Raw genomic sequence first — 23,282 nt, forward strand, 5'->3', positions numbered from 1 at the left:
CGGCGGCGTTATGAATGAGCGTTCCGAAAAGCTGAAATACTTCCTGCGCGAAGAAGCCCTCTCGCAGGGCTTTTCCGCCTGCCGAATTGCGCGCGCCGAAGATATGCCTGAGGCGGCGAACGCGCTCGCCGAAGGCATCGCCAAGGGTCATTACGGCGAGATGGCCTGGATGGCGGAAACATTCGAACGCCGGTCCTCGCCGCTGAAGCTCTGGCCGGAGGCCCGCTCCGTCATCATGCTGGCGATGAATTATGGTCCGGAAGACGATCCGCGACCGCTTCTGAAGCGGAAGGACCGCGCCAATATCTCGGTCTATGCCCGAAACCGCGACTATCACGACGTCATCAAGGGAAAGCTGAAACAGATCGCCGGGCGCTTCGCCGCCCGCAGCGGGGCCGACGTCAAGGTGTTCGTCGATACCGCGCCGGTGATGGAAAAGCCGCTTGCCGAAAAGGCCGGCATCGGCTGGCAGGGCAAACACACCAATCTGGTCAGCCGGCAATTCGGTTCATGGCTGTTCCTGGGCTCGATCTTCACCACCGAAGACATTGCGCCCGATACCGCCGAGCGCGACCATTGCGGCTCGTGCCGCGCCTGCCTGGATGTCTGCCCGACGAAGGCCTTTCCGAGGCCCTACCGGCTCGATGCGCGGCGTTGCATTTCCTATCTCACCATCGAGCATCACGGCGTCATCCCGCTGGAATTTCGCGAAGCGATGGGCAACCGCATCTATGGCTGCGACGACTGTCTCGCCGCCTGCCCCTGGAACAAGTTCGCCGAACAATCCTCGGAGATGAAACTGATCGCGCGCGACGACCTGAAGGCCCCGCGCCTGTCCCAGTTTCTCGGCTTCGACGATGCCGACTTCCGCGCCTTCTTCTCGGGTTCGCCGATCAAGCGGATCGGCCGCGACCGTTTCGTCCGCAATTGCCTGATTGCCGCTGGCAATAGCGGCGACGCCGCGCTCGTTCCGCTTTGCCGCCGCCTGATCGATGACGACAGCGCGGCCGTCCGCGCCATGGCGGTCTGGGCGCTGGCGCGGCTTCTGCCCGGAAAAGAATTTGCCGCATTGGCAAGAACACGCTTACATGAGAGTGATGAGACCGTCCGCCACGAATGGCAACGCGAGGAGGAGACGCTATGCATCTGATGATTTTCGGCGCCGGCTATTCCGGCAAGGCGATCGCCACAGCGCTTGCTCCCTCCGCCAGCCAGGTCGCCGGCACCACGCGCAGCGCGGAAAAGGCCGCTGACCTCGGCCATTGCGGCATGGAAGCCTTCGTCTTCGACGGAAAGACCATCGATCCCGCGCTCGGCCACAAGCTTTCCTGCGTCACCCATCTGGTGCAATCGATCCCGCCCGGTCCCGATGGCGACAGCCTGCTGAACATCGCCAGCAACACCGCCCACAACGAACTGCCGGACCTGCAATGGCTCTGCTATCTCTCGACCGTCGGCGTCTATGGCGATCATGACGGCGCATGGGTGGACGAGACCTCCGAATGCCGGCCCACCTCGGAGCGCTCGAAACAGCGCCTGGCCGCCGAGCAGCAATGGCTGGAAACCGGCGCGAAACACGGGCTTCCGGTCGCCATTCTCCGGCTTTCCGGCATTTACGGCCCCGGCCGCAACCCGTTCCGCAAGCTGCTGGATGGAACGGCGCAAAGGGTGATCAAGAAAGGCCAGGTCTTCAACCGCATCCGCGTGGAGGATATCGCCTATGCCGTGGCCTTTCTGGCCGAGCGCGAGATCGGCGGCATCTTCAACGTCACCGACGACGAACCGGCCCCGCCGCAGGACGTGATCACCGAAGCGGCCCGTCTGATGGGCATCGAGCCGCCGCCGGAAGTGCCGTTCGAGGAGGCCGACATGTCGCCCATGGCGCGGTCGTTCTGGGGCGAGAACAAGCGGGTGAGCAATGCCAAGCTGCGCAAGCTCGGCTACGAGTTCGAGTTTCCGAACTACCGGCAATCACTGAAGCAGTTGTGGGATATGCGGGCGTATTGAGGATGATGGCTTTCCTCTACCACCACTCAGTTTGAGGAAAGTTCTCTCCCCCTGTTCCGGGTCACCCTCGGGACAAAAGTGTACAGCCTTGATACATACCTGACAGATGTTCGGAGACATGCCTGACACTTCTCGGATTGCAATCTGGGAGGTTTTGATGGGGTGGGAGACGAAGTCTGTGGTGGATCAGCGGTTGGAGTTTTGCCGGCTTTGTGCGCTTGAGGGCGCGAATATTTCGCAATTGTGCCGGCGCTTCGGGATTTCTCGCCAGACGGGCTATGTCTGGCTGAAGCGTGTCAGGGCTGGCGAGGGGGTGCAGGATCGCTCGCGGCGGCCGCACGCGAGCCCGCGGCGCACCGGTCAGGCGCTTGAACAGGCGGTGCTTGAGGTGCGCGATGCGCATCCGGCCTGGGGCGCCCGCAAGATTGCGTGGATGCTGGAGCGTATGGGGACCGATCCGCCGGCGGCCTCGACAGTCCATGCCATCCTGGTTCGACACAAGCGGATCACAACGCCTGAGGGCGCGGGCCCGGCTTATGGACGTTTCGAGCGCGAAGCGCCAAACCTGCTATGGCAGATGGACTTCAAAGGACGTTTTCAACTCGTCTCGGGGGCTGGTGTCATCCGCTCACCGTCCTCGATGATCATTCGCGGTTTGCCCTCGGACTTGAGGCCTGCGCCGACGAACGGAGGATGACGGTTCGCAGTCGGCTGGAACGCATCTTTCGTCACCATGGGCTGCCGATGGCGATCTATACCGACAATGGCAACCCGTGGGGAACGGCGTTCAGCACGGCTGGACACGCTTGCGCGTCTGGCTCCTCAAGCTGGGGGTAGAACTCATTCACGCCCGCCCCTACCATCCGCAGGGACGCGGCAAGAACGAACGCTTCCACCGCAGTTTCAAGGCTGAAGTTCTCGCCTTCCAGCCATTGTCGGACTTCAGGCAGGCGCAAAGGGCGTTTGATCGCTGGCGCGACCTCTATAACCATCATCGGCCGCATCAGGGCATCGCCATGGCCGTGCCCGCAAGCCGCTACAGCCCGTCGCCCCGCAGCTTTCCCGCCACTGTTCCCGAGCCCGTCTATGACCCAGGCGAGATCGTCAGGCGCGTCAGCAGCACAAACGCCTATGTCGCATTCAACGGCAAGGCATGGCGTGTGCCGAAGGCCTTTCAAGGGGAAATGCTGGCAATCAGACCCCTCGAAACCGACGGCCAACATGGCGTGTTCTTCGCAGCAAACCAAGTCGCCCTCATCGACCTTAACAAAGACGAGTAACTGTCAGGCATGTCTCCGAACACCTGTCAGGGATGTCTCCGGGCTTTACACTTGTCCCGAGGGTCCAGGCGACGCTCTCCGTGTGGCCTGGATCCTCGGGTCAAGCCCGAGGATGACACAGGTGGACGGGAAAGCGCGGCGGAAAGTCGCCAAACCGGACAACAACAGCCTTGCGCCTGAGGTGACCACGGTTATCCCTACATCCCGACCGCATACTGCTCCCACGCCCCGCCCGGCGCGGTGGCCGCCGCGAGCGCCGCGAGGTTCTGCTGCGCTTCTTCAGCCGAAACGCCGGCGGTGACCACGCGCTGGGCCTCTTCCTGCTTGCCCTGCAGCGCCAGAACCAGCCCGAGATTGACCCGGACATCCGACCCGGCATCGCGTTGGTTCACGGCCTCGCGGAGGAAGTTTTCGGCCGTCGGCAGGTCATGGGTCAGCACATAGGACGTCGCCATCGCCGACAGCACGTCGGGATTGTTCGGCGACAGGCTGAGCGCCTTGCGATAGCGCATCCGCGCTTCCATCGGCTGGCCCATCTGGTCGAGGATCGTGCCCTCTTCATTGTAGACGCGCCAGTCATTGGGGCTGAGCGCAGCGGCCTGCCGCACGGTTCTGAGCGCATCCGGATAATAGCCGAGCGCCGCCTGTGACCTGGCGTAGAAAAGCTGCGCCTCGCCGGAACCGGGGTTGAGGGCGGCCACCTGTCGCATCACCTCATTGGCCTTTTTGTAATCGCCGGTCGCCTTGAGATATTCCGAATATTCGATGCCGCTGTTCAGCCGGCCGGGACGGGAAAGATAGGCGCTTTCCAGCCGGTAGCTCACCTGCGCCTGCTGAGACAGCGAAAGCCCGGCGAAATCTTCCGCCATGCGGTAGCCGGATGTGTTGATGCCGCCGCCGCGCACGCTGGCACAACCCGATAGCGCAACAAGGCCGGCGGCAAGCACTATCGCCGCGCGCGATGCATGGCCGGTGGGATTGTTGGTTTTCATGCAATCTCCGTCTGTTCTCAGCGCCTCGATCGGCGTATGGAATCACCGTCCACCGCCTTTGGTTACTTTACAGAAAGTTTTTTCGCGCGAAAGTACGCGGGAAAACCAGTTCCGAGCAAAGCCACATGTCGCATTTCCAGTTTATCACCCGCCCGCTCCCCTTCTGTCCCGCCGACGCGCCAGTCCGGCCGCTCTACGCCCTTGCCCAGGGCGAGACGGACAAATTGCCGGAAAGCGTCCGCGCCTTTGCGAGCGCCGCCGGCTTTTCGGGAAACGAGGGAGAGCTCCTGCTGGTTCCCGGCGGCGATGGCGGCCTTGGCGCAGCGCTGTTCGGCCTCGGCAATGGCGCGAACCCCTTCGTTTTCGGCCGACTGACGAAACTGCTTCCAGCGGGCGACTGGCGTCTGGCGCAGTATGCCGGCGATGCGACGCTGGCACTAACGGGCTTTGCGGCCGGTTCCTACCGCTTCGAGCGCTATGTGAAGCCCGCCGCGAAGGTCGTGCGGCTCGCGATCCCCGACGGCGTTGATGCCGCCGAGATTGAGCGCGCATGGGCCGCGATCTGTCTGGCCCGCGATCTCGTCAATACCCCCACCAACGACATGCAGCCCGACCATCTGGAAGAGGTGTTTGCGAGGCTTGCCCGTCATTATGACGCCAGTTTCAACGCGATCCGCGGCGACGATCTGCTTTCGGCGGGCTTTCCGCTGGTCCACGCTGTCGGCCGCGCCGGCGAGAAGGCGCCGCGGCTGATGGAAATGCGCTGGGGCCGCAAGGGCGCGCGGGCTATCACCCTCGTCGGCAAGGGCGTGTGCTTCGATACCGGCGGCCTCGATCTCAAGACCGCTGCCGGCATGCTGCTGATGAAGAAGGACATGGGCGGGGCCGCCAATGTGATGGCGCTGGCGCTGATGATCATGGATGCCGGGCTCGACGTCGATCTGCGCGTGATCATTCCGAGCGTCGAAAATGCCGTGGCCGGCAACGCCTTCCGCCCCGGCGACATCTACCGCTCGCGCAAGGGCCTGACGGTGCAGATCGACAATACCGATGCCGAGGGGCGGCTGATCCTCGCCGACGCGCTGACCTATGCCGACGAGGAACTGCCCGACCTCCTGATCGACATGGCGACGCTGACGGGCGCGGCCCGCGTGGCGCTCGGCCCGGATATCGCGCCATTCTTCGCGACATCCGATGCCTTCGCCGAAACGCTTGCAGCCAAAGGCGAACGGCTGCGCGATCCGGTCTGGCGGATGCCGCTTTTTGCCGGCTACGAGTCCAAGCTCAAAACCGGCATCGCCGATCTCACCAACGCGCCGTCGGGCGGGCTGGCGGGCGCGATCACCGCCGCGTTGTTTCTCAAGCAATTCGTCGGCCGCGCCAGGGAATGGACCCATTTCGACATCTACGCCTATGCCCAGTCCGACCGCGATTTCGGTCCGGCCGGCGGCGAGGCGCAGGCGATCCGCGCCATCTTCGAAACCATCCGCAAGGGCTGACGCATGCAACTCGACCGCCGGCTTCACGCTTTCAGGGATGATCTCGCCGATGTCCGGCTTTCCGGCATCGTCCGCGCGGCGCGGTTCGCGGATCCGATCCCGGCGCAGGTGATCGTCCCGGTCGCCTCGGTGCGGCGCGAGCCGGCGCATGCGGCGCGGATCGACACCCAGCTCCTGTTCGGCGAGACGGTCGATATATTCGAGCGCGCAAACGGCTGGCTGTGGGTGCAATCCCGCTTCGACTGCTATGTCGGCTACCTGCCGGAGGACGTGGTTGCCGAGGGCGCCCATCCAGTGGCGACCCATGTGATTTCGGTGCCCCGCACCTTCCTCTATCCCGAGCCTGACCTGAAAACCGGACCGGTCTCGGCGCTTTCCATGGGCAGCCGAATGACCTTCGTGGACGAGGCGGAGCTGCGGGGCAGCCGCTATCTCATGTCGGCGGACGGCACCGCCGTCTTCGCCGATCATTGCTTTCCCGTCGGCCGCCCGTTCGAGCGCGATCCGGTGAAGACGGCGCTGCGCTTTCTCGAAACGCCTTATCTCTGGGGCGGACGATCCGGCTTCGGGCTCGATTGCTCGGGCCTGGTGCAGATCGCGATGATGATGGCCGGGCGCACCGTGCCGCGCGATTCCGACATGCAGGAACTGATGGATGGCGACCCGGTGACCCGGCGCGGCCTGAAGCGCGGCGATCTCGTGTTCTGGAAAGGCCATGTCGGGCTGATGGAAGACCCCAAGACCCTGATCCACGCCAATGGCGCGACCATGCGGGTCACCCGCGAAAACCTCGACCATGCCATCACCCGCATCGCCCCCCACTACGGCAACCCGACCTCGTATCTGCGGCCGGCGAAGTAAGCGGATCATAAGCGTTTTTTTTGCATATGGTCTCCCCGCATAGCCCCCCAATCTTCTCGCCCCGGCGGGAAGAGATGTCGCGAAAGCGACAGTGAGGGGGGAGACTTTCACCGCGAACGCCCTCGCGGCTGGATGCGCTGCGCCACCCTTGTAACTTCGAATCCGCTGCTTGTGGTATAGAGCAGGTTGCGGTGGCGGACGGGAGACCGGTCACCCTGAGGGACACCAAGCCCGTGAGTGAGCAAGGGTCCTCGTCCGCCGTTCCATCGAACCCGAACAGTCGCTTGGGCCGCTCGAAGCGAAGCCCGCTTAAGCAAGGATGGGATCGGATGGACGCTCTTAACATCGGTATCGACGTCTCCAGGGATCGTCTGGATGTCGCCGCCAACACGTCTTCGATGGCCCCTTTTCATGTCCCGCGCGATCATGACGGGCTGGAGGACCTGATCGCGCGGCTGAAGCCGCTCGGGGCCGCACGGATCGCCATTGAGGCCACCGGCGGCTTCGAAACCGTGGTCGCGGCGGCGCTGGCTTCGGCCGGACTGCCGGTTGTCATCGTCAATCCGGCGCAGGTGCGGGCCTTTGCCCAGGCGCTCGGCAAGAGGGCCAAGACCGATCCGATCGATGCAGCCGTGATCGCCCGTTTCGCCGAGGCCACAAGGCCCGCCCTGCGGCCGCTGCCGGACGCCGAAACCCAGGCCCTGGGTGATCTCGTCGCTCGCCGGCGGCAGATCATCGCCATGATCGGCGCGGAAAACCAACGCCTGAAGCGATCGTCTCAGCGCACGGCCAAGAGCATCAACCGGCTCCTCAAGGCGCTGCAGAAGGAACTCACCGACATCGATCAGGACATTGACGACAGCATTCGCCGATCGCCCCATTGGCGGGCCAAGGTCGAGCTCATGAAGTCTGTCCCCGGTATCGGTGACCAGATCGCCCGCACCCTGATCGCCGAACTGCCGGAACTCGGTACGCTCGACCGACGTCAGATCGCCGCTCTCGTCGGTCTGGCTCCATGGACGCGTCAGTCCGGCCAATGGCGCGGAAGGAGCTTCATCGGCGGAGGACGCGCCGGCGTCAGAACGGCGCTCTACATGGGAGCCCTCGTTGCAGCGCATCACAATCCAAGCCTCAGGGCGTTCAGGGATCGTCTGGTCGCTCATGGAAAACCTAAACTCGTGGCCATCATCGCAGTCGCACGAAAACTCATCACCATCCTCAACGCAATCCTCCGGGACAATCATCCATGGCGCGAACAAAACGCTTGACCAGAAAGACAGTCGCTCACTCCCCCTTTCGGGGGTATCTCTCCCGCCAGCGGGAGAGAGTATTGGGAGCAAGCTGCAAGCGCCCATCCCTGTGACGAGGATCGCTACGCGCTGAAACGCGCCGCTACGCCACCTTCCGAAACCGCTTCAGCCGCAGCGCATTGCTCAACACGAACACGCTCGACAGCCCCATCGCCGCCGCTGCCAGCATCGGCGACAGCAGAATGCCGGCTGCGGGATAGAGCACGCCGGCGGCAACCGGGATCAGCAGCACATTATAGCCGAAGGCCCAGAACAGGTTCTCCGCGATATTGCGCATCACCGCCCGCGACAGCGCGATGGCGTTGACCACACCGGCAAGATCTCCGGACATCAGCACGACATCAGCCGTTTCAATGGCGATATCGGTGCCCGTGCCGATGGCGATACCGGTATCGGCGGCGGCGAGCGCCGGGGCGTCGTTGATGCCGTCGCCGGCAAAGGCGATCGCGCCGTGCTCTGCCCGCAGCGTCTCGAGCGCCGCGACCTTGCCATCCGGCAGGACATCGGCCACCACGGTATCGATCCCCACTTCGGCGGCGATCGACCGGCCGGTCTTCTCGTTGTCGCCGGTGATCATCGCAGTCTTCACGCCCGCCTCGTGCAGCGCGGCGATCGCGGCCCTTGCCGAGGGTTTGACCGGGTCGGCAACGCCGATAACGCCGGCGGGCTGGCCATCGACCGCGATGAACAGCAGCGAGCGCGCCTTCGCCGCCAGTCTTTCGGCCTCGTCACCAAGGCCTGCGGTATCGACAGAGAGTTTTTCCATGAACCGGCGCGCGCCGACGGCAACGGACCTGCCGCCGACCGATGCTTTCACGCCATAGCCCGGGACGGCCTCGAAACCCTCCGCCTTTTCCACGGCCAGTTTTCGCTCGCGCGCACCAGCCGCGACGGCTTCGGCAAGCGGATGTTCCGAGCCCGCCTCCACGGCGGCGGCAAGCGCCAGCAGCGCATCCTCCTCGAAGCCGCCGACGGCGAGGATATCGGTCACCGCCGGACGGCCTTCGGTCAGCGTTCCGGTCTTATCGAAGGCGACGATCTTCGTATCACGCAGGGTCTGCAGCGCCTCGCCATTGCGGAACAGCACGCCGGTTTCCGCCGCCCTGCCGGTGCCCACCATAATGGAGGTCGGCGTGGCGAGCCCCATGGCGCAGGGGCAGGCGATGATCAGCACCGCCACGGCATTGACCAGCGCGAAGGACAGCGCCGGCGAGGGGCCGAATACCAGCCATATCACGAATGTCAGCGCGGCAGCGGCCAGCACCGCCGGCACGAACCAGGCGGTGACCTTGTCGACCATGGCCTGTACCGGCAGTTTCGCGCCTTGCGCGGTTTCCACCATTTTCACGATGCGCGCCAGCACGGTATCGGCGCCGATGGCGGTGGCGCGGAAGGTGAAGCTTCCGGTCTTGTTGATGGTACCGCCCGTGACGGCGTCGCCCTCGGCCTTCTTCACCGGAACCGGCTCGCCGGAAATCATCGATTCATCGACATGCGACGCGCCCGAAACGACCGCGCCATCGACCGCGATCCGCTCGCCCGGACGCACGACCACGAAATCGCCCTGCTTGACATCCGCGATCGGGATATCGACGGTCTCGCCATCGCGTTCCACCCGCGCGGTCTTCGGCTGGAGGTCCATGAGATGGGTGATCGCAGCGGAGGTGCGGCCCTTGGCCTTGGCCTCCAGATAGCGGCCGAGCAGGATCAGCGTGACGATGACGGCGGCGCTTTCGAAATAGACCTGCGCCGCGCCCTCAGGGAAAAGCTGCGGCAAGAAGGTTGCAAGCGTAGAATAGCCCCAGGCCGCCAGCGAGCCGAGCATGACCAGCGCGTTCATGTCGGGCGACAGCCGCCTGAACGAGGCCGTCCCATGGCGGATGAAGCGGCGTCCGGGACCGAACACCACAACGGTCGCCAGCACGAAGTAAAGGATATGCAGCGGGAAGACGCCAACGGCGTTCATCAAGGCATGGCCGAGCGACGGGATCAGGTGCGAGCCCATTTCCAGCACGAACAGCGGCAGGGTGAAAATCAGCGCCACCAGGAAATCGCGCTTCAGCGCGGCCTGCTCCTTCGCCCTGATATCCGCATGGGTCTCGGTTTCCGCCGTGGCATCGGTGATACGGCGCGGCGTATAACCGGCCCCCTCGACGGCGGTCATCAGCGCGGCGCTATCGGCGGCGGCCTCGATGGTCGCCCGTTCGCTTGCAAGGTTCACATGCGCCGAGACGACGCCGGGCACGGCCATCAGCGCGCGTTCGACATTGCCGACGCAGGAGGCGCAGTGCATGCCTTCGATGCCGAGTTCGATGGTCTCGAGCGCCACGCCATAGCCGGCCTTCCCGATCGCAGCGACCACGTCGCCGGCGGCCGTCGGGTCTGCAAGCGTGACATCGGCCGTCTCTGTGGCGAGGTTGACGGAGACCGCCGAAACGCCCTCCACCCGGCCGACGACCCGCTCGACGCTGCTGACACAGGAGGCGCAGGTCATGCCTGTCACCGGAAGGGTGATGTGGGCAGGCTTTTTCGCAAGCGTCTGTTCCATGGTCGGTTTTCCTTCTTGGTGCGTGGCGCGCCGCTTGCTCCAAACAATCTCCCCCCTTGAGGGGGAGATGCCCCGACAGGGGCAGAGAGGGGTACAGCGCCAGCCTATGCGCTCTGAGTTCGCCGAGAGGGTTCACCCCTCTCTGTCGCGTTCGCGACATCTCCCCCTCAAGGGGGGAGATTGTTGGCTGCGGCGTTTCCGGAACGAAGCAATCTCAGTCGAACCCGGATCGGCCGGTCTGGCTCACCCCTTCACGTCGTAGCCGGCATCCTCGACGGCCTTTACAGCCTGCTCGCGCGTTGCCGGCGCATTTAAAGCAAACCGCGCCTCGTGTTTCTCGAGGCTGACATCCACGTCGGAAATGCCCGGCACAGCGGAAAGCGCCTTGGTCACGGTCGTTATGCAGCCACCGCAGCCCATGCCTTCAATCTTCAAGGTCTCGGTCATTGACATTCTCCTTCTGGAACCTGTTGCGGCAGAGATGGGGCTTCCAGTTGCTGGAAGGTCAAGAGCGATCCGTTGATTTTTCTTGTCACCGCGCTTGAAAACCGCCGGAAGCTCTGTCTTTGCTTGCGGAAACAGGAGGTAAAACACCATGGACCTGCATATCTGGCTCGCCTTTGCCGCCGCCTCGACAGCGCTGCTGCTGATCCCTGGGCCGACGGTGCTGCTGGTGCTGAGCTATGCCTTGAGCCAGGGCCGGCGGGTGGCGCTGGCGACGGTCGCGGGCGTCGCGCTCGGCGATTTCATCGCCATGACCGCCTCGCTGGCCGGCCTCGGCGCGCTGGTGCTGGCCTCGGCGCAACTGTTCATGGTGCTGAAATGGATCGGCGCGGCCTATCTCGTCTATCTCGGCTTCAAGCTGTTTCGCAGCAAGGGCGTCGGCGATGCCGTGCCCTCGGCGTCGGAAGCCGCCCTCCCGCCCCGGCATGTCTTCACCCATGCCCTGATGGTGACCGCTCTCAACCCGAAATCGATCGTGTTCTTCATCGCCTTCGTGCCGCAATTCGTGAAGCCGGAAGCGCCGCTCGCGCCGCAATTCGCCATCCTGATTTCGACCTTCGTCACCCTCGCCGCGCTCAACGCGCTGGCCTATGCGCTTGCCGCCGACAGGCTTCGGAAAAAGCTCGCCTCCCCGGTCGTCACCGCCCTTCTGCCCCACCTCGGCGGCGGCGCGCTGATGGCCATGGGCATTGCCACGGCGGCATGGCGACGGGCGGCGTCGTAAGCCGGGAATATTGACGCCTGCCCCGTGCGGCGCTATTGACTTCTTCCTCGTGGTGATTTGGCCGGCCGGCTTGCAGCCACGTTAAACAAGTCGCTAAAGGGCCGAGCGAGCGGAAGCCCCCGGCCTGCGATTTGTGCGCGGCCGGTTTTCTGTTTGTATGGATGTGAACATGCCTATCAAGATTCCAGACACACTGCCCGCCTATGAAACGCTGATTGCGGAAGGCGTGCGGGTCAAGACGGAAACGGTTGCGGAGCGGCAGGATATCCGCCCGCTGCACTTCGGGCTGCTCAATCTCATGCCGAACAAGATCAAGACCGAGCTGCAGTTCGCGCGCCTGCTCGGCGCCTCGCCGCTGCAGATCGAGCTGTCGCTGATCCGCGTCGGCGGCCACAAGGCCAAGAACACGCCGATCGAGCATCTTCTGTCGTTCTACAATACCTGGGACGAGGTTGCGGACCGCAAGTTCGACGGCTTCATCATCACCGGCGCGCCGATCGAGACACTCGCCTTCGAGGAGGTCACCTATTGGGATGAGCTGAAGGAAATCCTCGACTGGACGACCACCCATTGCCATTCGACGATGAATATTTGCTGGGGCGCGATGGCGGCGGCCTATCACTTTCACGGCGTCGCCAAGCATCTTCTCGACAAGAAGGCCTTCGGCATCTATCGCCACCAGAACCTGAAGCCGTCCTCGATCTATCTCAACGGCTTTTCCGACGATTTCCAGGTTCCGGTGTCGCGCTGGACCGAGGTGCGGCGCGCGGAACTGGCGAGTGCTTCCGGCATGGAAATCCTGATCGATTCCGACGAGGTCGGGCCGTGCCTGGCGCACGAGGAATTCGCCAACCGGCTCTACATGTTCAACCATATCGAATATGATTCGAACTCGCTTGGCGATGAATACCGGCGCGATGTCGAAGCCAACGTACCGGTCGACCTGCCGCACAATTATTTCCCCGGCGACGACCCGGCGCGCACGCCGCAGAACCGCTGGCGCTCGCATGCCCATCTCTTGTTCGGCAACTGGATCAACGAGGTCTACCAGACCACGCCCTATCATCTGGAAGAAATCGGGATCGACCGACAGATCGATCGGGAGGGCGCTTGAAGCCCTCCCCTTTCCGGCGCAGTATCGCGCCGCAATGACATATCGCGGAGAAAAGCAATGAACACGCCCCAGGACTTCGGAAAAACCCGAGACGGACAGGCGGTAGAACGGGTCACGATCTCCGGCGGCGGACTGACCGCCAATATCCTGAACTGGGGCGCGGTGGTGCAGGACCTGCGCCTGGACGGCCACCCGCACGCGCTGGTGCTGGGCTTCGACACGTTCGAGCACTATCTCGACTATTCGCCCTATTTCGGCGCGACGCCCGGACGCTCCTCCAACCGCATCGCCGATGGCCGCTTCACCATCGACGGCACGGAATACCAAGTCGACCGCAATGAAAACGGCGTCACCAATCTCCACGGCGGCAGCGACGGCACCGGCGTCAGCCTCTGGGAATTCGAGGAGATCGGCGAGGATCGGGTGACGCTGAAGATCGTGGACCGCGACGGCCGCGGCGGCTTTCCGGGCAATTGCACGATCCGCGCCCATTTTCAGCTCAAGCCGCGCGGCGTGTTCTCGGTGGTCTACGAAACCACCACCGACAAGCCGACAATCGCTAATATCTGCAATCACAGCTATTTCAATCTCGGCAATGGCACGGATACGCTGGAACACCAGATCATGATCACCGCCGAGCATTACCTGCCGACCGATGAGCGCCAGATCCCGACCGGCGAACTGGCGCCGGTCTCCGGCACGCCGTTCGATTTCCGCAAGCCCCAGCCGATGAAACGGGAATATCCGAACGGGCGGCAGGTGCTGTTCGACCATAATTTCTGCCTGTCATCGGAGCGCATGGAAAAGCGCCCGGTGATCAGCGTGCGCGCGCCGTCCTCCGGCGTCACCATGGACGTGCTGACCACCGAACCCGGCGTGCAGTTCTACACCGCCTTCAAGCTGGACGAGACGCCCGAAGGGCTGAGCGGCTTTCCCTATGGCCCGTTCGCCGGCTTCTGTCTCGAAACCCAGGTCTGGCCCGACGCCGTCAACCATAAGGGTTTTCCCAACGCCATCCTGCGCCCGGGCGAGACGCTTCGGCAGGAGACGGACTATGTCTTCCGCAAGAGCGAGACCAAGAAGGCCCCGGCGTAAAGCCGCCGGGTCTGGAATCGCGGCCGGATGTTTGTCGTTTCAAAACTGTTCTGGATGATCTTCCAGCCGCTTGCCTTCGCTTTCCTGACAATGTTGGCCGCGCTCGTCTGCCTCGCCTTTTCGTGGAGCGCGGCGGCAGCAGTTTTCGCCGCGCTCGCGGCCATTACGCTCGGCATCGCCTGTTTCACCACGGCCGGGGCAATGCTGATGGCGGGCCTAGAGAACCGTTTTCCCCGACCGGAACTTGAGGCGCCGCCTGCCCTTGCAATCGTGCTCGGCGGCGGCATCAGCACCGGCATTTCGGCGCGGCGCGGCACCTATGTCTTCTCCAGCGCAGGCGACCGTTATATCGAGGCGCTCAGGCTCGCGCGGCTCTATCCGGCGATGAAAATCCTGGTGACCGGCGGCGATAATTCGCTGTCGGGCAATATCCATGGCGAGGCCGCGCCCGCCGCCCGGTTCTTCGCCGATCACGGCATTGCCGCGGAACGGCTGATCTACGAGCCGAGCGCGCGCAATACTGCGGAAAACGCCAGCCTGACGGCGGCATTGCTGGCCAGCCAAGGTTTGAAAGACGCAGGCTGCATCGTCATCACATCGGCCTATCACATGCCGCGTTCGATGGCGCTGTTTGGCCGCCAGCGCATGAAGGTCATGCCATGGCCCGCCGATTATCGCACCGACGGCAATATCCGGTTCGGTTTCAGCTTCGACAAGCCGATGATCAACGCGATGATGCTCTCGACGGCGCTCAGGGAATGGGCGGGATTGCTGCTGTTGCGGCGTTCAGCGAGCGGGCCGTAAACGTATCAGCGGCGCTTGGGGCGCAGGCGGACCACGACATCGATATGGGCGATCTCCATGCCCTCGGGCGGGGTCGGCATGCCGGTGAGCGAAATGCTGCTTTCGGGCATGTCCACAACCTGGTTTTCGCCCTCGATGAAGAAGTGATGATGATCCGAGGTGTTGGTGTCGAAATAGGTCTTGGCACCCTCGACCGCGAGCACCCGGATCATGCCGGCATTGGTGAACTGATGCAGCGTGTTGTAGACGGTCGCCAGAGAAACCGGCACGCCGGCCTCGATCGCCTCGTCATGCAGTTCCTCGACGGTCAGGTGGCGATCGCCCTTGGCAAACAGCAGTTCGGCCAGCGCGACACGCTGGCGCGTGGGACGCAGACCGCTTTCGCGGAGCCTTGCTTCGGAGATACGATGTCTCGCTGCCATAATTCCTACGGGCGCCTGAACTGTCACAACACAAATATAGCCCGATATAACGGGATTGAGAATCGCTTTCAATAGGGTGAGGGCTTGCGGCACTTGAAATTAAACTGCAAATACGGGCCCGAATGGCGTTTCACTCTGGCAGCAGGCGGCGGCTTCCTGTATGGCCACGGGTGGAGCGAAACGATGAAGGGTTTGCAGATTTTGGTGAAGTAATACCGCCGCGCATTGCTGGAAAGCGGTTACGCCCTTATCTTGAGGCAGACACGAAACCCCCTCGCTGAACGAAGGGAAGCAGAGTTTTAATGAGCACGAGACAATCGCAGTTCGACTACGAGGACATCATCAAGTGCGCCGAGGGCGAGCTTTTCGGCCCGGGCAATGCGCAATTGCCGCTCCCGCCGATGTTGATGGTCCACAGGATCACCGAAATATCGGAGACCGGCGGCGCCCACGACAAGGGCTTCATTCGCGCCGAATATGATGTGGCCCCCGACGATTGGTATTTCGCCTGCCACTTCAAGGGCAACCCGATCATGCCGGGCTGCCTGGGTCTTGACGGCATGTGGCAGTTGACCGGCTTCTTCCTCGGCTGGCTGGGCGAGGAAGGCCGCGGCATGGCGCTTTCCACAGGCGAGGTCAAGTTCAAGGGCATGGTCCGCCCGTCTGTCAAGCTTCTCGAATACGGCATCGACTTCAAGCGCGTCATGCGCGGCCGCCTGGTTCTGGGCACGGCCGATGGCTGGCTGAAGGCCGATGGCGAAATGATCTACCAGGCGAGCGACCTGCGCGTCGGCCTGTCCAAGGACAAGGCAGAGTAACGCTTCGCTTGCAAGTCAAATAAAGAGGTCAACAGATATGAGACGTGTTGTCGTCACAGGGTTGGGAATCGTATCCTCGATCGGAAACGATGCGGCCGAAGTCACCGCCTCGCTGCGTGAGGCCAAATCAGGCATCACCTTTTCGCCGGACTTTGCCGAACACGGCTTCCGGTGCCAGGTCTGGGGCAGCCCGGATATCGATACCAGCGACAAGGTCGATCGCCGCGCCATGCGGTTCCTCTCGCAGGGCGGCGCGTGGAACCACGTCGCCATGAAGCAGGCGATCGCCGATTCCGGCCTGGAAGAGAGCGATTACAGCGAGAAGCCGCGCGTCGGCATCATCATGGGCTCCGGCGGTCCCTCGACCCGTACGTTGATCGATGCGGCCGACATTACCCGCAAGAACGGCTCTCCGAAGCGGATCGGCCCCTTCGCCGTGCCGAAGGCGATGTCATCGACGGCCTCGGCCACGCTTGCGACCTGGTTCAAGATCCACGGCGTCAACTACTCGATCTCGTCGGCCTGTTCCACGTCCGCGCACTGCATCGGCAATGCCGTCGAGATGATCCAGTGGGGCAAGCAGGACATGATGTTCGCCGGCGGCCACGAGGACCTCGACTGGACGATGTCCAACCTGTTCGACGCCATGGGCGCGATGTCGAGCGATTTCAACGAAAGCGATCCGACCCGGGCATCGCGGGCTTATGATGCCAACCGCGACGGCTTCGTCATCGCCGGCGGCGCGGGCGTCGTGGTTCTGGAAGAACTGGAACACGCCAAGGCGCGCGGCGCCAAGATTTACGGCGAAGTGGTCGGCTACGGCGCGACCTCCGACGGCTACGATATGGTCGCCCCTTCCGGCGAAGGCGCGGTGCGCTGCATGAAGATGGCGATCGAGACCGTCAACGGCGAAATCGACTACATCAACACCCACGGCACGTCGACCCCGGTCGGTGACAGCCGCGAGATTGGTGCCATTAAGGAAGTCTTCGGCGACAAGCTGCCGAAAATCCAGTCGACCAAATCGCTGACGGGCCATTCGCTGGGGGCTGCCGGCGCCCAGGAAGCGATCTACAGCCTGTTGATGATGCAGGAAGGCTTCATTGGCGAGAGCGCCCATATCGACGAACTCGATCCCGAGTTCGAAGGCGTTCCGATCGTGCGCGAGCGCATCGACAACGCCAAGATCGACACCGTTCTTTCAAACTCGTTCGGCTTTGGCGGCACGAACGCTACGCTGGTCTTCCAGCGCTACAATGGATAATGCGCAAATGACCGGACTTATGAAAGGCAAACGCGGCCTGATAATGGGCGTTGCCAACAATCATTCGATTGCCTGGGGCATCGCCAAGGCGGTTCACGCCGAGGGCGCGGAGCTTGCCTTCACCTATCAGGGCGAGGCGCTCGGCCGGCGGGTTCATCCGCTGGCGGCAGAGGTCGGTTCCGACTTCGTCGTTCCCTGCGACGTCGAAGACATCGCCAGCGTCGATTCGGTATTTGCCGCAATCGAGGAACGCTGGGGCAAGCTTGACTTCCTCGTTCACGCGATCGGCTTTTCCGACAAGAGCGAACTCAAGGGCCAGTACGCCAACACCTCGCGGGAAAATTTCGTCCGCACCATGGTGATCTCCTGCTTCTCCTTCACCGAAGTGGCCAAGCGCGCCGCCGCGCTGATGCCGGATGGCGGATCGCTGCTGACGCTCACCTATGGCGGTTCCACCGCCGTGGTGCCGAACTATAATGTCATGGGCGTGGCCAAGGCCGGCCTGGAAGCTTCGATGCGCTACCTTGCCGGCGACTTCGGCCCGCAGGGGATTCGCGTCAACGCGATTTCGGCCGGTCCGGTGCGCACACTCGCGGGCTCCGGCGTCGGCGACGCGCGTCTCGTCTACGCATGGCAGCAGCGCAACGCGCCGCTGCGCCGCTCGACCACGATCGAGGATGTCGGCGGGTCGGCGCTCTATCTCTTGTCCGATCTCGCCTCTGGCGTGACCGGCGAGATCCATTTCGTCGACAATGGCTACAATATCCTCTCCATGCCCATCCCCGAAATGATGCGGCGCGGCGATCCGGAGACCTGATTCCGGCACATATTAATGCTTCGTTAAATCTCAGGTTGCATAAGACGCGCTCATTTCGATGAGCGCGTCTTTTTTTCGCCTGACGGAATAGGCCGTGGAATCAATGCCGTATTCCTCCATAGACGGGCTCGAAACCAAACCGCGTGATCGCCATCACTAGCGAAACGAACGCCCTAAAACCAAACTATCTTATTGTTATAAAATAATTTTTTCCTGCCGCCCTCGACCAGCAGACGCTGGGATAGCAAACATCCGGGTATCCTTATGGCCTGTTTTTCAGCGTCCGAGGCGGCGCGCGGCGGCGCGTTAAGATTTTGTTCATTTTCTCTCCCGTTCAGCGGGAGCAACAACCGGACCAATACCCGCTACAACTCCGCGAAGCATCGTGAGCCTGCGCAGAAACTCTCTTTTAATCGACTGATTTAAAAGGAATTCTCCGCCAGGGCGAAAAAAGCAAGATGACGCTTCAGACGCGGCCGACATGATTCGCCGTTAGCGGGCGGCATCCACTTTTGTTGCGAATTTGCACCACCCCCTTTTATTCAATCAAATGATTTATAGTTCCACCTAGGGTTTATTGAGACGGACGCACAAGACGTTGTTAATGGTTGCCAGAAGCCGGGGGGCAATTCACCGGACTTCACTAAATCGGGGCTAGCGCCTCCTTTCCATGCTCGATTAAATTGAGGATTTAACTATGACCATCAAAAGCCTTTTCCTGGGCTCCGCAGCAGCTTTCGCCGCTGCCTCCGCTGCCCAGGCAGCTGATCCGGTCGTCGTGATCGAACCCGTACAGGCCAACTATGTTGAAGTCTGCGACGCTTTCGGCGCCGGCTACTTCTACATCCCGGGCACTGAAACCTGCCTTAACGTCGGCGGTTACATCCGTTTCCAGATCGATGCACAGACCGGCGGCAACGTCGAAGACACCTGGAACGCCTGGACGCGCGGCCAGTTGGTCGTATCTTCCAAGACCGACACCGAACTCGGCGCTCTGACCGGTGTGATCGTTCTGAACAGCGAATACTATTCGAACGATGGCTCCAGCGACACCTACATCGACGAAGCCTACCTCGGCCTCGGCGGCTTCCAGGCTGGTAAGTTCCTCAGCTACTGGGATGAAGGTCTTCTCGGCGAAATCGACGACCTTGCAGGTCAGACCAACTTCAACTCGATGCGCTACGTCTATGTTGGCGAAGGCTTCGTAGGCGGTCTCTCGCTCGACGCGCTTGAGCCCTCCATGGTTGGCCTTTCCAACTCTGGCGACAACACGCCCAAGCTCGGCGTTTCCGGTCGCGTAGGCTTCCAGGCTGGCGGCATTGGCGCCAAGCTCGATGTTGGTTACGACACCTACAACGAAGAAGCTTCGTTCCGTCTGATGACCTCGCTGGCACTCGGCCCGGGCTCGCTCGACCTCGGCGCCAACTACTCCACCGGCTGGAACGCTTACGCCAACTCTTACGGCAACAACGACTTCCAGAACTACTCGCTGCCGACCCCGACCGTTATCCCGGGCGTATATGCTGAGTGGGCTCTTGCTGCCGGCTACAAGCTGAACGTAACCGACAAGTTCTCCGTTACGCCTGCTGTTCAGTGGACCTCGGCCAACATCCCGGGTGCCGACAACGAAGATTACTGGTCTGCCGGTGCGCTGTTCGACTACACCATCGTCGAAGGCCTGAGCGCCAAGCTGAACGTTGAATACACCGACACGCCTGATCAGTACTACGCTGATGACTACTGGGCCGGTTGGTTCCGTCTGCAGCGCGACTTCTAAGTCACGCAAACAGATCGCAGGGTCCTTTGGGCCCTGCACTACCCCCGGAGCGGCAACGCTTTCCGGGGGTATTTTTTTGATTAGTCGCGGGCTTTTGGCCCTCTGTGTCGCCAGCCGTCCGAAGCCATCACAGCCCCGCCGATGCGGCAACGGCCTTTATGATTCTTTCGTGGGTGTCGGCGCGATCCACGCCGTCCGGATCGGTACAGACCGGATCGTCCTGCTCTTCCGCGAGGAAGGCTGCGCCATCCGATTTGCACAGCCCCAGAAAGGTGATGTGATAGGAAGGCGCGATCACCTGATAGTCGGCATCGGCCAGGCGATTGGCGAGGTTGCTGCCGTTCTCCGAGACATCCCCGGTCTTCAGTCGGTCCCGGTCGCCGAGATTGATGAATGACACCGGCACGGTCACCGCCTCCACGCTTGCCTCCGTCACCGTATAGGTGAAGGCTGGATCGATGGCGATGACGTGGCCGATCCGGTCGTCGTGGCCATCGGCGGAAAAGCCCTCGGGCAGATGATCGAGATCGACATTGCCCTTGGCCAGAAAGCCGCAATCGGTCGCCTTTGGATTGGCTTGGCAATAGTCGCGATAGGTCTGCCGGTCGAAGCGGAGGCCGCCGAGATTGAGCACGGTTGCACCTCCAAGCGAGAAGCCGAGCGCAGTGATCCGCGACCTGTCCACATGCAGCCCCAGCACCGGATCGGCGAGCAGCGCGTCGAGGGCTGCGGAAATATCGCCTGCACGCCGGTCAAGATAGAGCGAGGCGCGCGGCGAGGAATCGCCCGACGTGCTGCCCGGATGATTGACCGCGAGCACCATCGCCCCCTTTTCGACCAGCGCCGAAAACAGCCAGGCGCTGTTTTCCATATTGCCGCCCGAGCCGTGGGAGAACACGAACAGCGGATATTGCCCTTCGGCAATCTTCGCGCCCATCCAGACGGAGGCGCCGTGGAAAACCGGATTGTCGCCGACGACACCGCGATAGCTTCTGACGCCGGCGGGATACCAGAGGCTTGCGGCCACCGGCAGGGCGCGGTCCGGCGGAAGCACGGTCATCCGCTCATAGCCGGGAAGGTCTTCTGCCGCGAAGGCATGCGCGGCAACGCCGCAGGAGAACAGGAGGGAGAGAAGAATGCTTTTCATGGACGTATCCTTTCGGGTTGAAACCGCCTCCTTCTCGTAATTTTCGGCCTCTCCGGCGTCCTCAATCCGGTTTCAGGTCGCCCGGAACCGGTTTATGAACTATCAGACCGGCAGATGAAGGAGACGACATGCTGGTTTTGCCCGTCCCGATGGTCACCGCTCTGGTGCTTGGTTTTCTGATCCTCCGGGTGCTGACGGTCGAGGAACGGTCGCCGGTGGTGATCGTGTTTCTTTCGGCCTGCGCGGTGCAGAGCCTGATCGTCGCGCTGCTGCAATATTACGGGTTTTCTCTGCTGCGCCCGGTTCAGCCGGTGACGGCGACCCTGATACCGGTCCTGGCCTGGCTGACTTTCCAGACCGCATTTCTGCGTCCGCTGAAACCGGCACGCGACAGCCTCCACCTGCTGGTGCCGGCCTTCACCGTCTTCTGCATCCTGTTCGCACCCGCCACTATCGACCTCATCCTGCCGGCAATCTTCATCGCCTATGGCGGGCTGATCCTTTACGTGCTGAAATCCGGCGGCGATGCCCTGCCGCTGGCGCGGCTTGAGGCGGGACGCCAGCCGCTGTGGCTATGGACCGGCATTGCCGTCAGCCTGCTAGCATCGGCATTGAGCGACAGCCTGATCGCGATCGCCTTTCTCTCAGACAACCCCGGATGGGCGCAGCTGATCATTTCCATCTTCACCTCTTGCGCGCTGCTTTCGGTCGGCCTTCTGAGCGTTTCGCCGAACGCATTCGGCGAGACCGAAGCGGAGGCGCCGCCGCGCCCCGCCGCAGCGCCCGCACCGGAGGAAGGCGACCACGCGATCGTCGATCGGCTTGACGGTTTGCTGACAGAGGAAAGGCTCTATCTCGAACCTTCGCTCACCCTCGCGCGCCTCGCCCGACGGCTGCAGATGCCGGCAAAGCAGCTTTCGGCGGCGCTCAACCGGGCCACCGGCGAGAATATCTCCCGCCACATCAACCGTTTTCGAATCGTCCATGCCTGCGAAAGGCTCGTTTCCGGCGACAGCGTCACCACCGCGATGCTGGAAAGCGGCTTCAACACCAAGTCGAACTTCAATCGGGAATTCCAGCGGGTTACCGGCAAAAGCCCTTCGGCCTGGGTGAAGGCGACCCGGCTTTCTGAAAGCCTCTAGAGCCGACCAGCGAAAAGGTCCGCCTGCGGCGGCTCCTCCCAGGCATTCTCGAGCTTGAGCAGATATTTCTTGGTCGGCAGCCCACCGCCGAAGCCGGTGAGTGCGCCGTTCGCGCCAATGACGCGGTGACAGGGCAACAGGATCGGCAGCGGATTGTTGCCATTGGCGGTTCCGACCGCCCGGCTGGCATTGGCATCGCCGAGCGTCCTGGCGATCGCGCCATAGGTCGTGGTCTCGCCATAGGGGATCGTTGCCAGATATTCCCAGACGCGGTTCTGAAACCCGCTGCCCGACAGATGATAGGCAAGGTCGAACTGCTTCAGTTCGCCGGCGAAATAGGCATCGAGCTGACGTCGCGCCTCTGCGAACGGCGCATCATAGCGCTGCCAGTCCGGCCGCGGCCCGAACGCCTTGTGGCCGGTCGGAAACGAGATGAAATGCAGCCGGTTGCCATCTCCGGCGACCAGCAGAGCGCCCACCGGGCTGTCGATATAGGTATAGAACAGCCCGCTCATCGCGCCGGTCTCCGGATCGCCGAGGGCGGACGTCCGTAAAGCTTGGAAAACGCGGCGTTGAAGCGCCGGACGCTGCCGAAGCCTGCACGCGCCGCCACGTCCGCGACCGGCAGCGAAGTCTCATCCAGCAACCGCTTTGCCCGGCCGATCCTCAGCGTCTGAGCCGTCTGCAATGGCGACGCGCCAACATGGACGGCAAAGAGCCGCGACAGATGCCGCGCGCCAACACCGAGGCGTGCGGCAAGTTGCTCCACCGTGCCAGCATCCAGCGCGCCCTCGCCGATCAGCTTCAGCGCCCGCTCGACGGTTGTACGCGTGCCGTTCCAGGCCGGCGAAAACGGTGCGGTTTCAGGCCGGCAGCGCAGGCACGGCCGGTAGCCCGCCCGCTCGCAGGCGGCTGCCGTTGGGAAATAGCTGACATTCTTCGTCAGCGGCTGTTTCACCGGGCAGACCGGCCGGCAATAGATCATCGTCGTCCTAACGGCGGTAAAGAACCTGCCGTCATACGCCGGATCGCGCGCCTGCCGCGCCGCTTCGCATGTGTCGAAATCCAACATGGCCCGATTTTAGCAGCGCCGGTTGAGGGAGGCGAGCACGATGTCATTATGAGGTCCGAAAACGACCGGCGCAACCATCGGCCCG

General features: G+C 62.8%; 21 protein-coding genes, 1 pseudogene and 1 riboswitch. Of the genes and pseudogenes, 15 read left to right on the forward strand and 7 right to left on the reverse strand.

Going from position 1 to position 23,282, the window contains the following annotated elements; translation table 11 throughout:
- Positions 1–10 precede the first annotated feature (10 nt).
- From queG to Mame_RS20495, 3 genes and pseudogenes are all read left to right on the forward strand, one after another.
- On the forward strand, positions 11–1,150 hold the full coding sequence (gene queG / locus Mame_RS20485; protein WP_018066786.1) for a tRNA epoxyqueuosine(34) reductase QueG: 1,140 nt from the start codon (positions 11–13) through the stop codon (positions 1,148–1,150).
- On the forward strand, positions 1,141–2,007 hold the full coding sequence (locus Mame_RS20490) for an SDR family oxidoreductase (protein ID WP_018066787.1): 867 nt from the start codon (positions 1,141–1,143) through the stop codon (positions 2,005–2,007). Before queG ends, Mame_RS20490 begins: the two co-directional genes overlap by 10 nt.
- 157 nt (positions 2,008–2,164) lie before the next feature.
- Positions 2,165–3,331: pseudogene (locus tag Mame_RS20495) on the forward strand (IS481 family transposase); the annotation flags it as partial.
- A 153-nt stretch (positions 3,332–3,484) separates the two neighbouring features.
- Here Mame_RS20495 and Mame_RS20500 read toward each other — a convergent pair.
- Positions 3,485–4,279, reverse strand: a complete 795-nt coding sequence (locus tag Mame_RS20500) for a tetratricopeptide repeat protein (protein WP_018067863.1) — start codon at positions 4,277–4,279, stop codon at positions 3,485–3,487.
- 125 nt (positions 4,280–4,404) lie between these two features.
- Between Mame_RS20500 and Mame_RS20505 the strand changes: the two genes are divergently transcribed.
- From Mame_RS20505 to Mame_RS20515, 3 genes are all read left to right on the forward strand, one after another.
- On the forward strand, positions 4,405–5,778 hold the full coding sequence (locus Mame_RS20505) for a leucyl aminopeptidase family protein (RefSeq protein WP_018067864.1): 1,374 nt from the start codon (positions 4,405–4,407) through the stop codon (positions 5,776–5,778).
- A gap of 3 nt (positions 5,779–5,781) precedes the next feature.
- Positions 5,782–6,639, forward strand: a complete 858-nt coding sequence (locus Mame_RS20510) for a C40 family peptidase (protein ID WP_018067865.1) — start codon at positions 5,782–5,784, stop codon at positions 6,637–6,639.
- Between the two features lie 329 nt (positions 6,640–6,968).
- Complete coding sequence (locus tag Mame_RS20515; protein WP_079920685.1) at positions 6,969–7,907, forward strand: IS110 family RNA-guided transposase; 939 nt, start codon at positions 6,969–6,971, stop codon at positions 7,905–7,907.
- Positions 7,908–8,031: 124 nt separating this feature from the next.
- Here the strand turns inward: Mame_RS20515 and Mame_RS20520 are convergent, their stop codons facing one another.
- Both Mame_RS20520 and Mame_RS20525 read right to left on the reverse strand, forming a co-directional pair.
- Positions 8,032–10,497: a heavy metal translocating P-type ATPase gene (locus Mame_RS20520; protein WP_018064549.1), complete on the reverse strand. Its 2,466-nt coding sequence runs from the start codon at positions 10,495–10,497 to the stop codon at positions 8,032–8,034.
- Positions 10,498–10,740: 243 nt separating this feature from the next.
- A complete protein-coding gene (locus Mame_RS20525) occupies positions 10,741–10,944 on the reverse strand; it encodes a heavy-metal-associated domain-containing protein (protein WP_018064548.1) in 204 nt (67 codons plus the stop codon).
- Positions 10,945–11,092: 148 nt separating this feature from the next.
- Between Mame_RS20525 and Mame_RS20530 the strand changes: the two genes are divergently transcribed.
- The 4 genes from Mame_RS20530 (at position 11,093) to Mame_RS20545 (ending at position 14,738) form a co-directional block, all read left to right on the forward strand.
- On the forward strand, positions 11,093–11,725 hold the full coding sequence (locus Mame_RS20530) for a LysE family translocator (RefSeq protein WP_018064547.1): 633 nt from the start codon (positions 11,093–11,095) through the stop codon (positions 11,723–11,725).
- Between the two features lie 39 nt (positions 11,726–11,764).
- A riboswitch (SAM riboswitch) is annotated at positions 11,765–11,842 on the forward strand.
- A 52-nt stretch (positions 11,843–11,894) separates the two neighbouring features.
- Entirely contained in the window at positions 11,895–12,839 is a 945-nt protein-coding gene (locus Mame_RS20535; protein WP_026173428.1) for a homoserine O-succinyltransferase, read from the forward strand.
- A 57-nt stretch (positions 12,840–12,896) separates the two neighbouring features.
- Positions 12,897–13,934 carry an aldose epimerase family protein gene (locus Mame_RS20540; RefSeq protein WP_018064545.1) on the forward strand — a complete coding sequence of 346 codons (1,038 nt, stop codon included), beginning with the start codon at positions 12,897–12,899 and terminating at the stop codon, positions 13,932–13,934.
- A 27-nt stretch (positions 13,935–13,961) separates the two neighbouring features.
- Entirely contained in the window at positions 13,962–14,738 is a 777-nt protein-coding gene (locus Mame_RS20545; RefSeq protein ID WP_018064544.1) for a YdcF family protein, read from the forward strand.
- 5 nt (positions 14,739–14,743) lie between these two features.
- Here the strand turns inward: Mame_RS20545 and irrA are convergent, their stop codons facing one another.
- The gene (gene irrA / locus Mame_RS20550) at positions 14,744–15,160 is read right to left on the reverse strand and encodes an iron response transcriptional regulator IrrA (RefSeq protein WP_018064543.1); all 417 of its coding nucleotides are present in this window, start codon (positions 15,158–15,160) and stop codon (positions 14,744–14,746) included.
- Between the two features lie 302 nt (positions 15,161–15,462).
- Here irrA and fabA point away from each other — a divergent pair, with 302 nt between their 5' ends.
- The 4 genes from fabA (at position 15,463) to Mame_RS20570 (ending at position 19,836) form a co-directional block, all read left to right on the forward strand.
- On the forward strand, positions 15,463–15,978 hold the full coding sequence (fabA, locus tag Mame_RS20555; RefSeq protein WP_018064542.1) for a 3-hydroxyacyl-[acyl-carrier-protein] dehydratase FabA: 516 nt from the start codon (positions 15,463–15,465) through the stop codon (positions 15,976–15,978).
- A gap of 37 nt (positions 15,979–16,015) precedes the next feature.
- Entirely contained in the window at positions 16,016–17,242 is a 1,227-nt protein-coding gene (gene fabB, locus Mame_RS20560; protein ID WP_026173427.1) for a beta-ketoacyl-ACP synthase I, read from the forward strand.
- 7 nt (positions 17,243–17,249) lie between these two features.
- Positions 17,250–18,059, forward strand: a complete 810-nt coding sequence (fabI, locus tag Mame_RS20565) for an enoyl-ACP reductase FabI (protein WP_018064540.1) — start codon at positions 17,250–17,252, stop codon at positions 18,057–18,059.
- 697 nt (positions 18,060–18,756) lie between these two features.
- The gene (locus tag Mame_RS20570) at positions 18,757–19,836 is read left to right on the forward strand and encodes a porin (RefSeq protein ID WP_018064538.1); all 1,080 of its coding nucleotides are present in this window, start codon (positions 18,757–18,759) and stop codon (positions 19,834–19,836) included.
- 127 nt (positions 19,837–19,963) lie between these two features.
- On the opposite strand, the gene Mame_RS20575 is transcribed toward Mame_RS20570, so the two are convergent.
- Complete coding sequence (locus tag Mame_RS20575; protein WP_018064537.1) at positions 19,964–20,983, reverse strand: alpha/beta hydrolase family protein; 1,020 nt, start codon at positions 20,981–20,983, stop codon at positions 19,964–19,966.
- Between the two features lie 128 nt (positions 20,984–21,111).
- On the opposite strand from Mame_RS20575, the gene Mame_RS20580 reads away from it, so the two are divergent.
- Positions 21,112–22,125, forward strand: a complete 1,014-nt coding sequence (locus tag Mame_RS20580; RefSeq protein WP_018064536.1) for a helix-turn-helix domain-containing protein — start codon at positions 21,112–21,114, stop codon at positions 22,123–22,125.
- Here Mame_RS20580 and Mame_RS20585 read toward each other — a convergent pair.
- Together Mame_RS20585 and Mame_RS20590 are read right to left on the reverse strand one after the other, a co-directional pair.
- Positions 22,122–22,640, reverse strand: coding sequence for a methylated-DNA--[protein]-cysteine S-methyltransferase (locus Mame_RS20585; protein WP_018064535.1), 519 nt, complete (start codon positions 22,638–22,640; stop codon positions 22,122–22,124). The genes Mame_RS20580 and Mame_RS20585 overlap by 4 nt on opposite strands.
- Complete coding sequence (locus Mame_RS20590) at positions 22,637–23,197, reverse strand: bifunctional transcriptional activator/DNA repair enzyme AdaA (RefSeq protein WP_018064534.1); 561 nt, start codon at positions 23,195–23,197, stop codon at positions 22,637–22,639. Before Mame_RS20590 ends, Mame_RS20585 begins: the two co-directional genes overlap by 4 nt.
- Positions 23,198–23,282: the final 85 nt, after the last annotated feature.

The sequence above is a fragment of the Martelella mediterranea DSM 17316 genome (assembly GCF_002043005.1).
Lineage (GTDB): Bacteria > Pseudomonadota > Alphaproteobacteria > Rhizobiales > Rhizobiaceae > Martelella > Martelella mediterranea.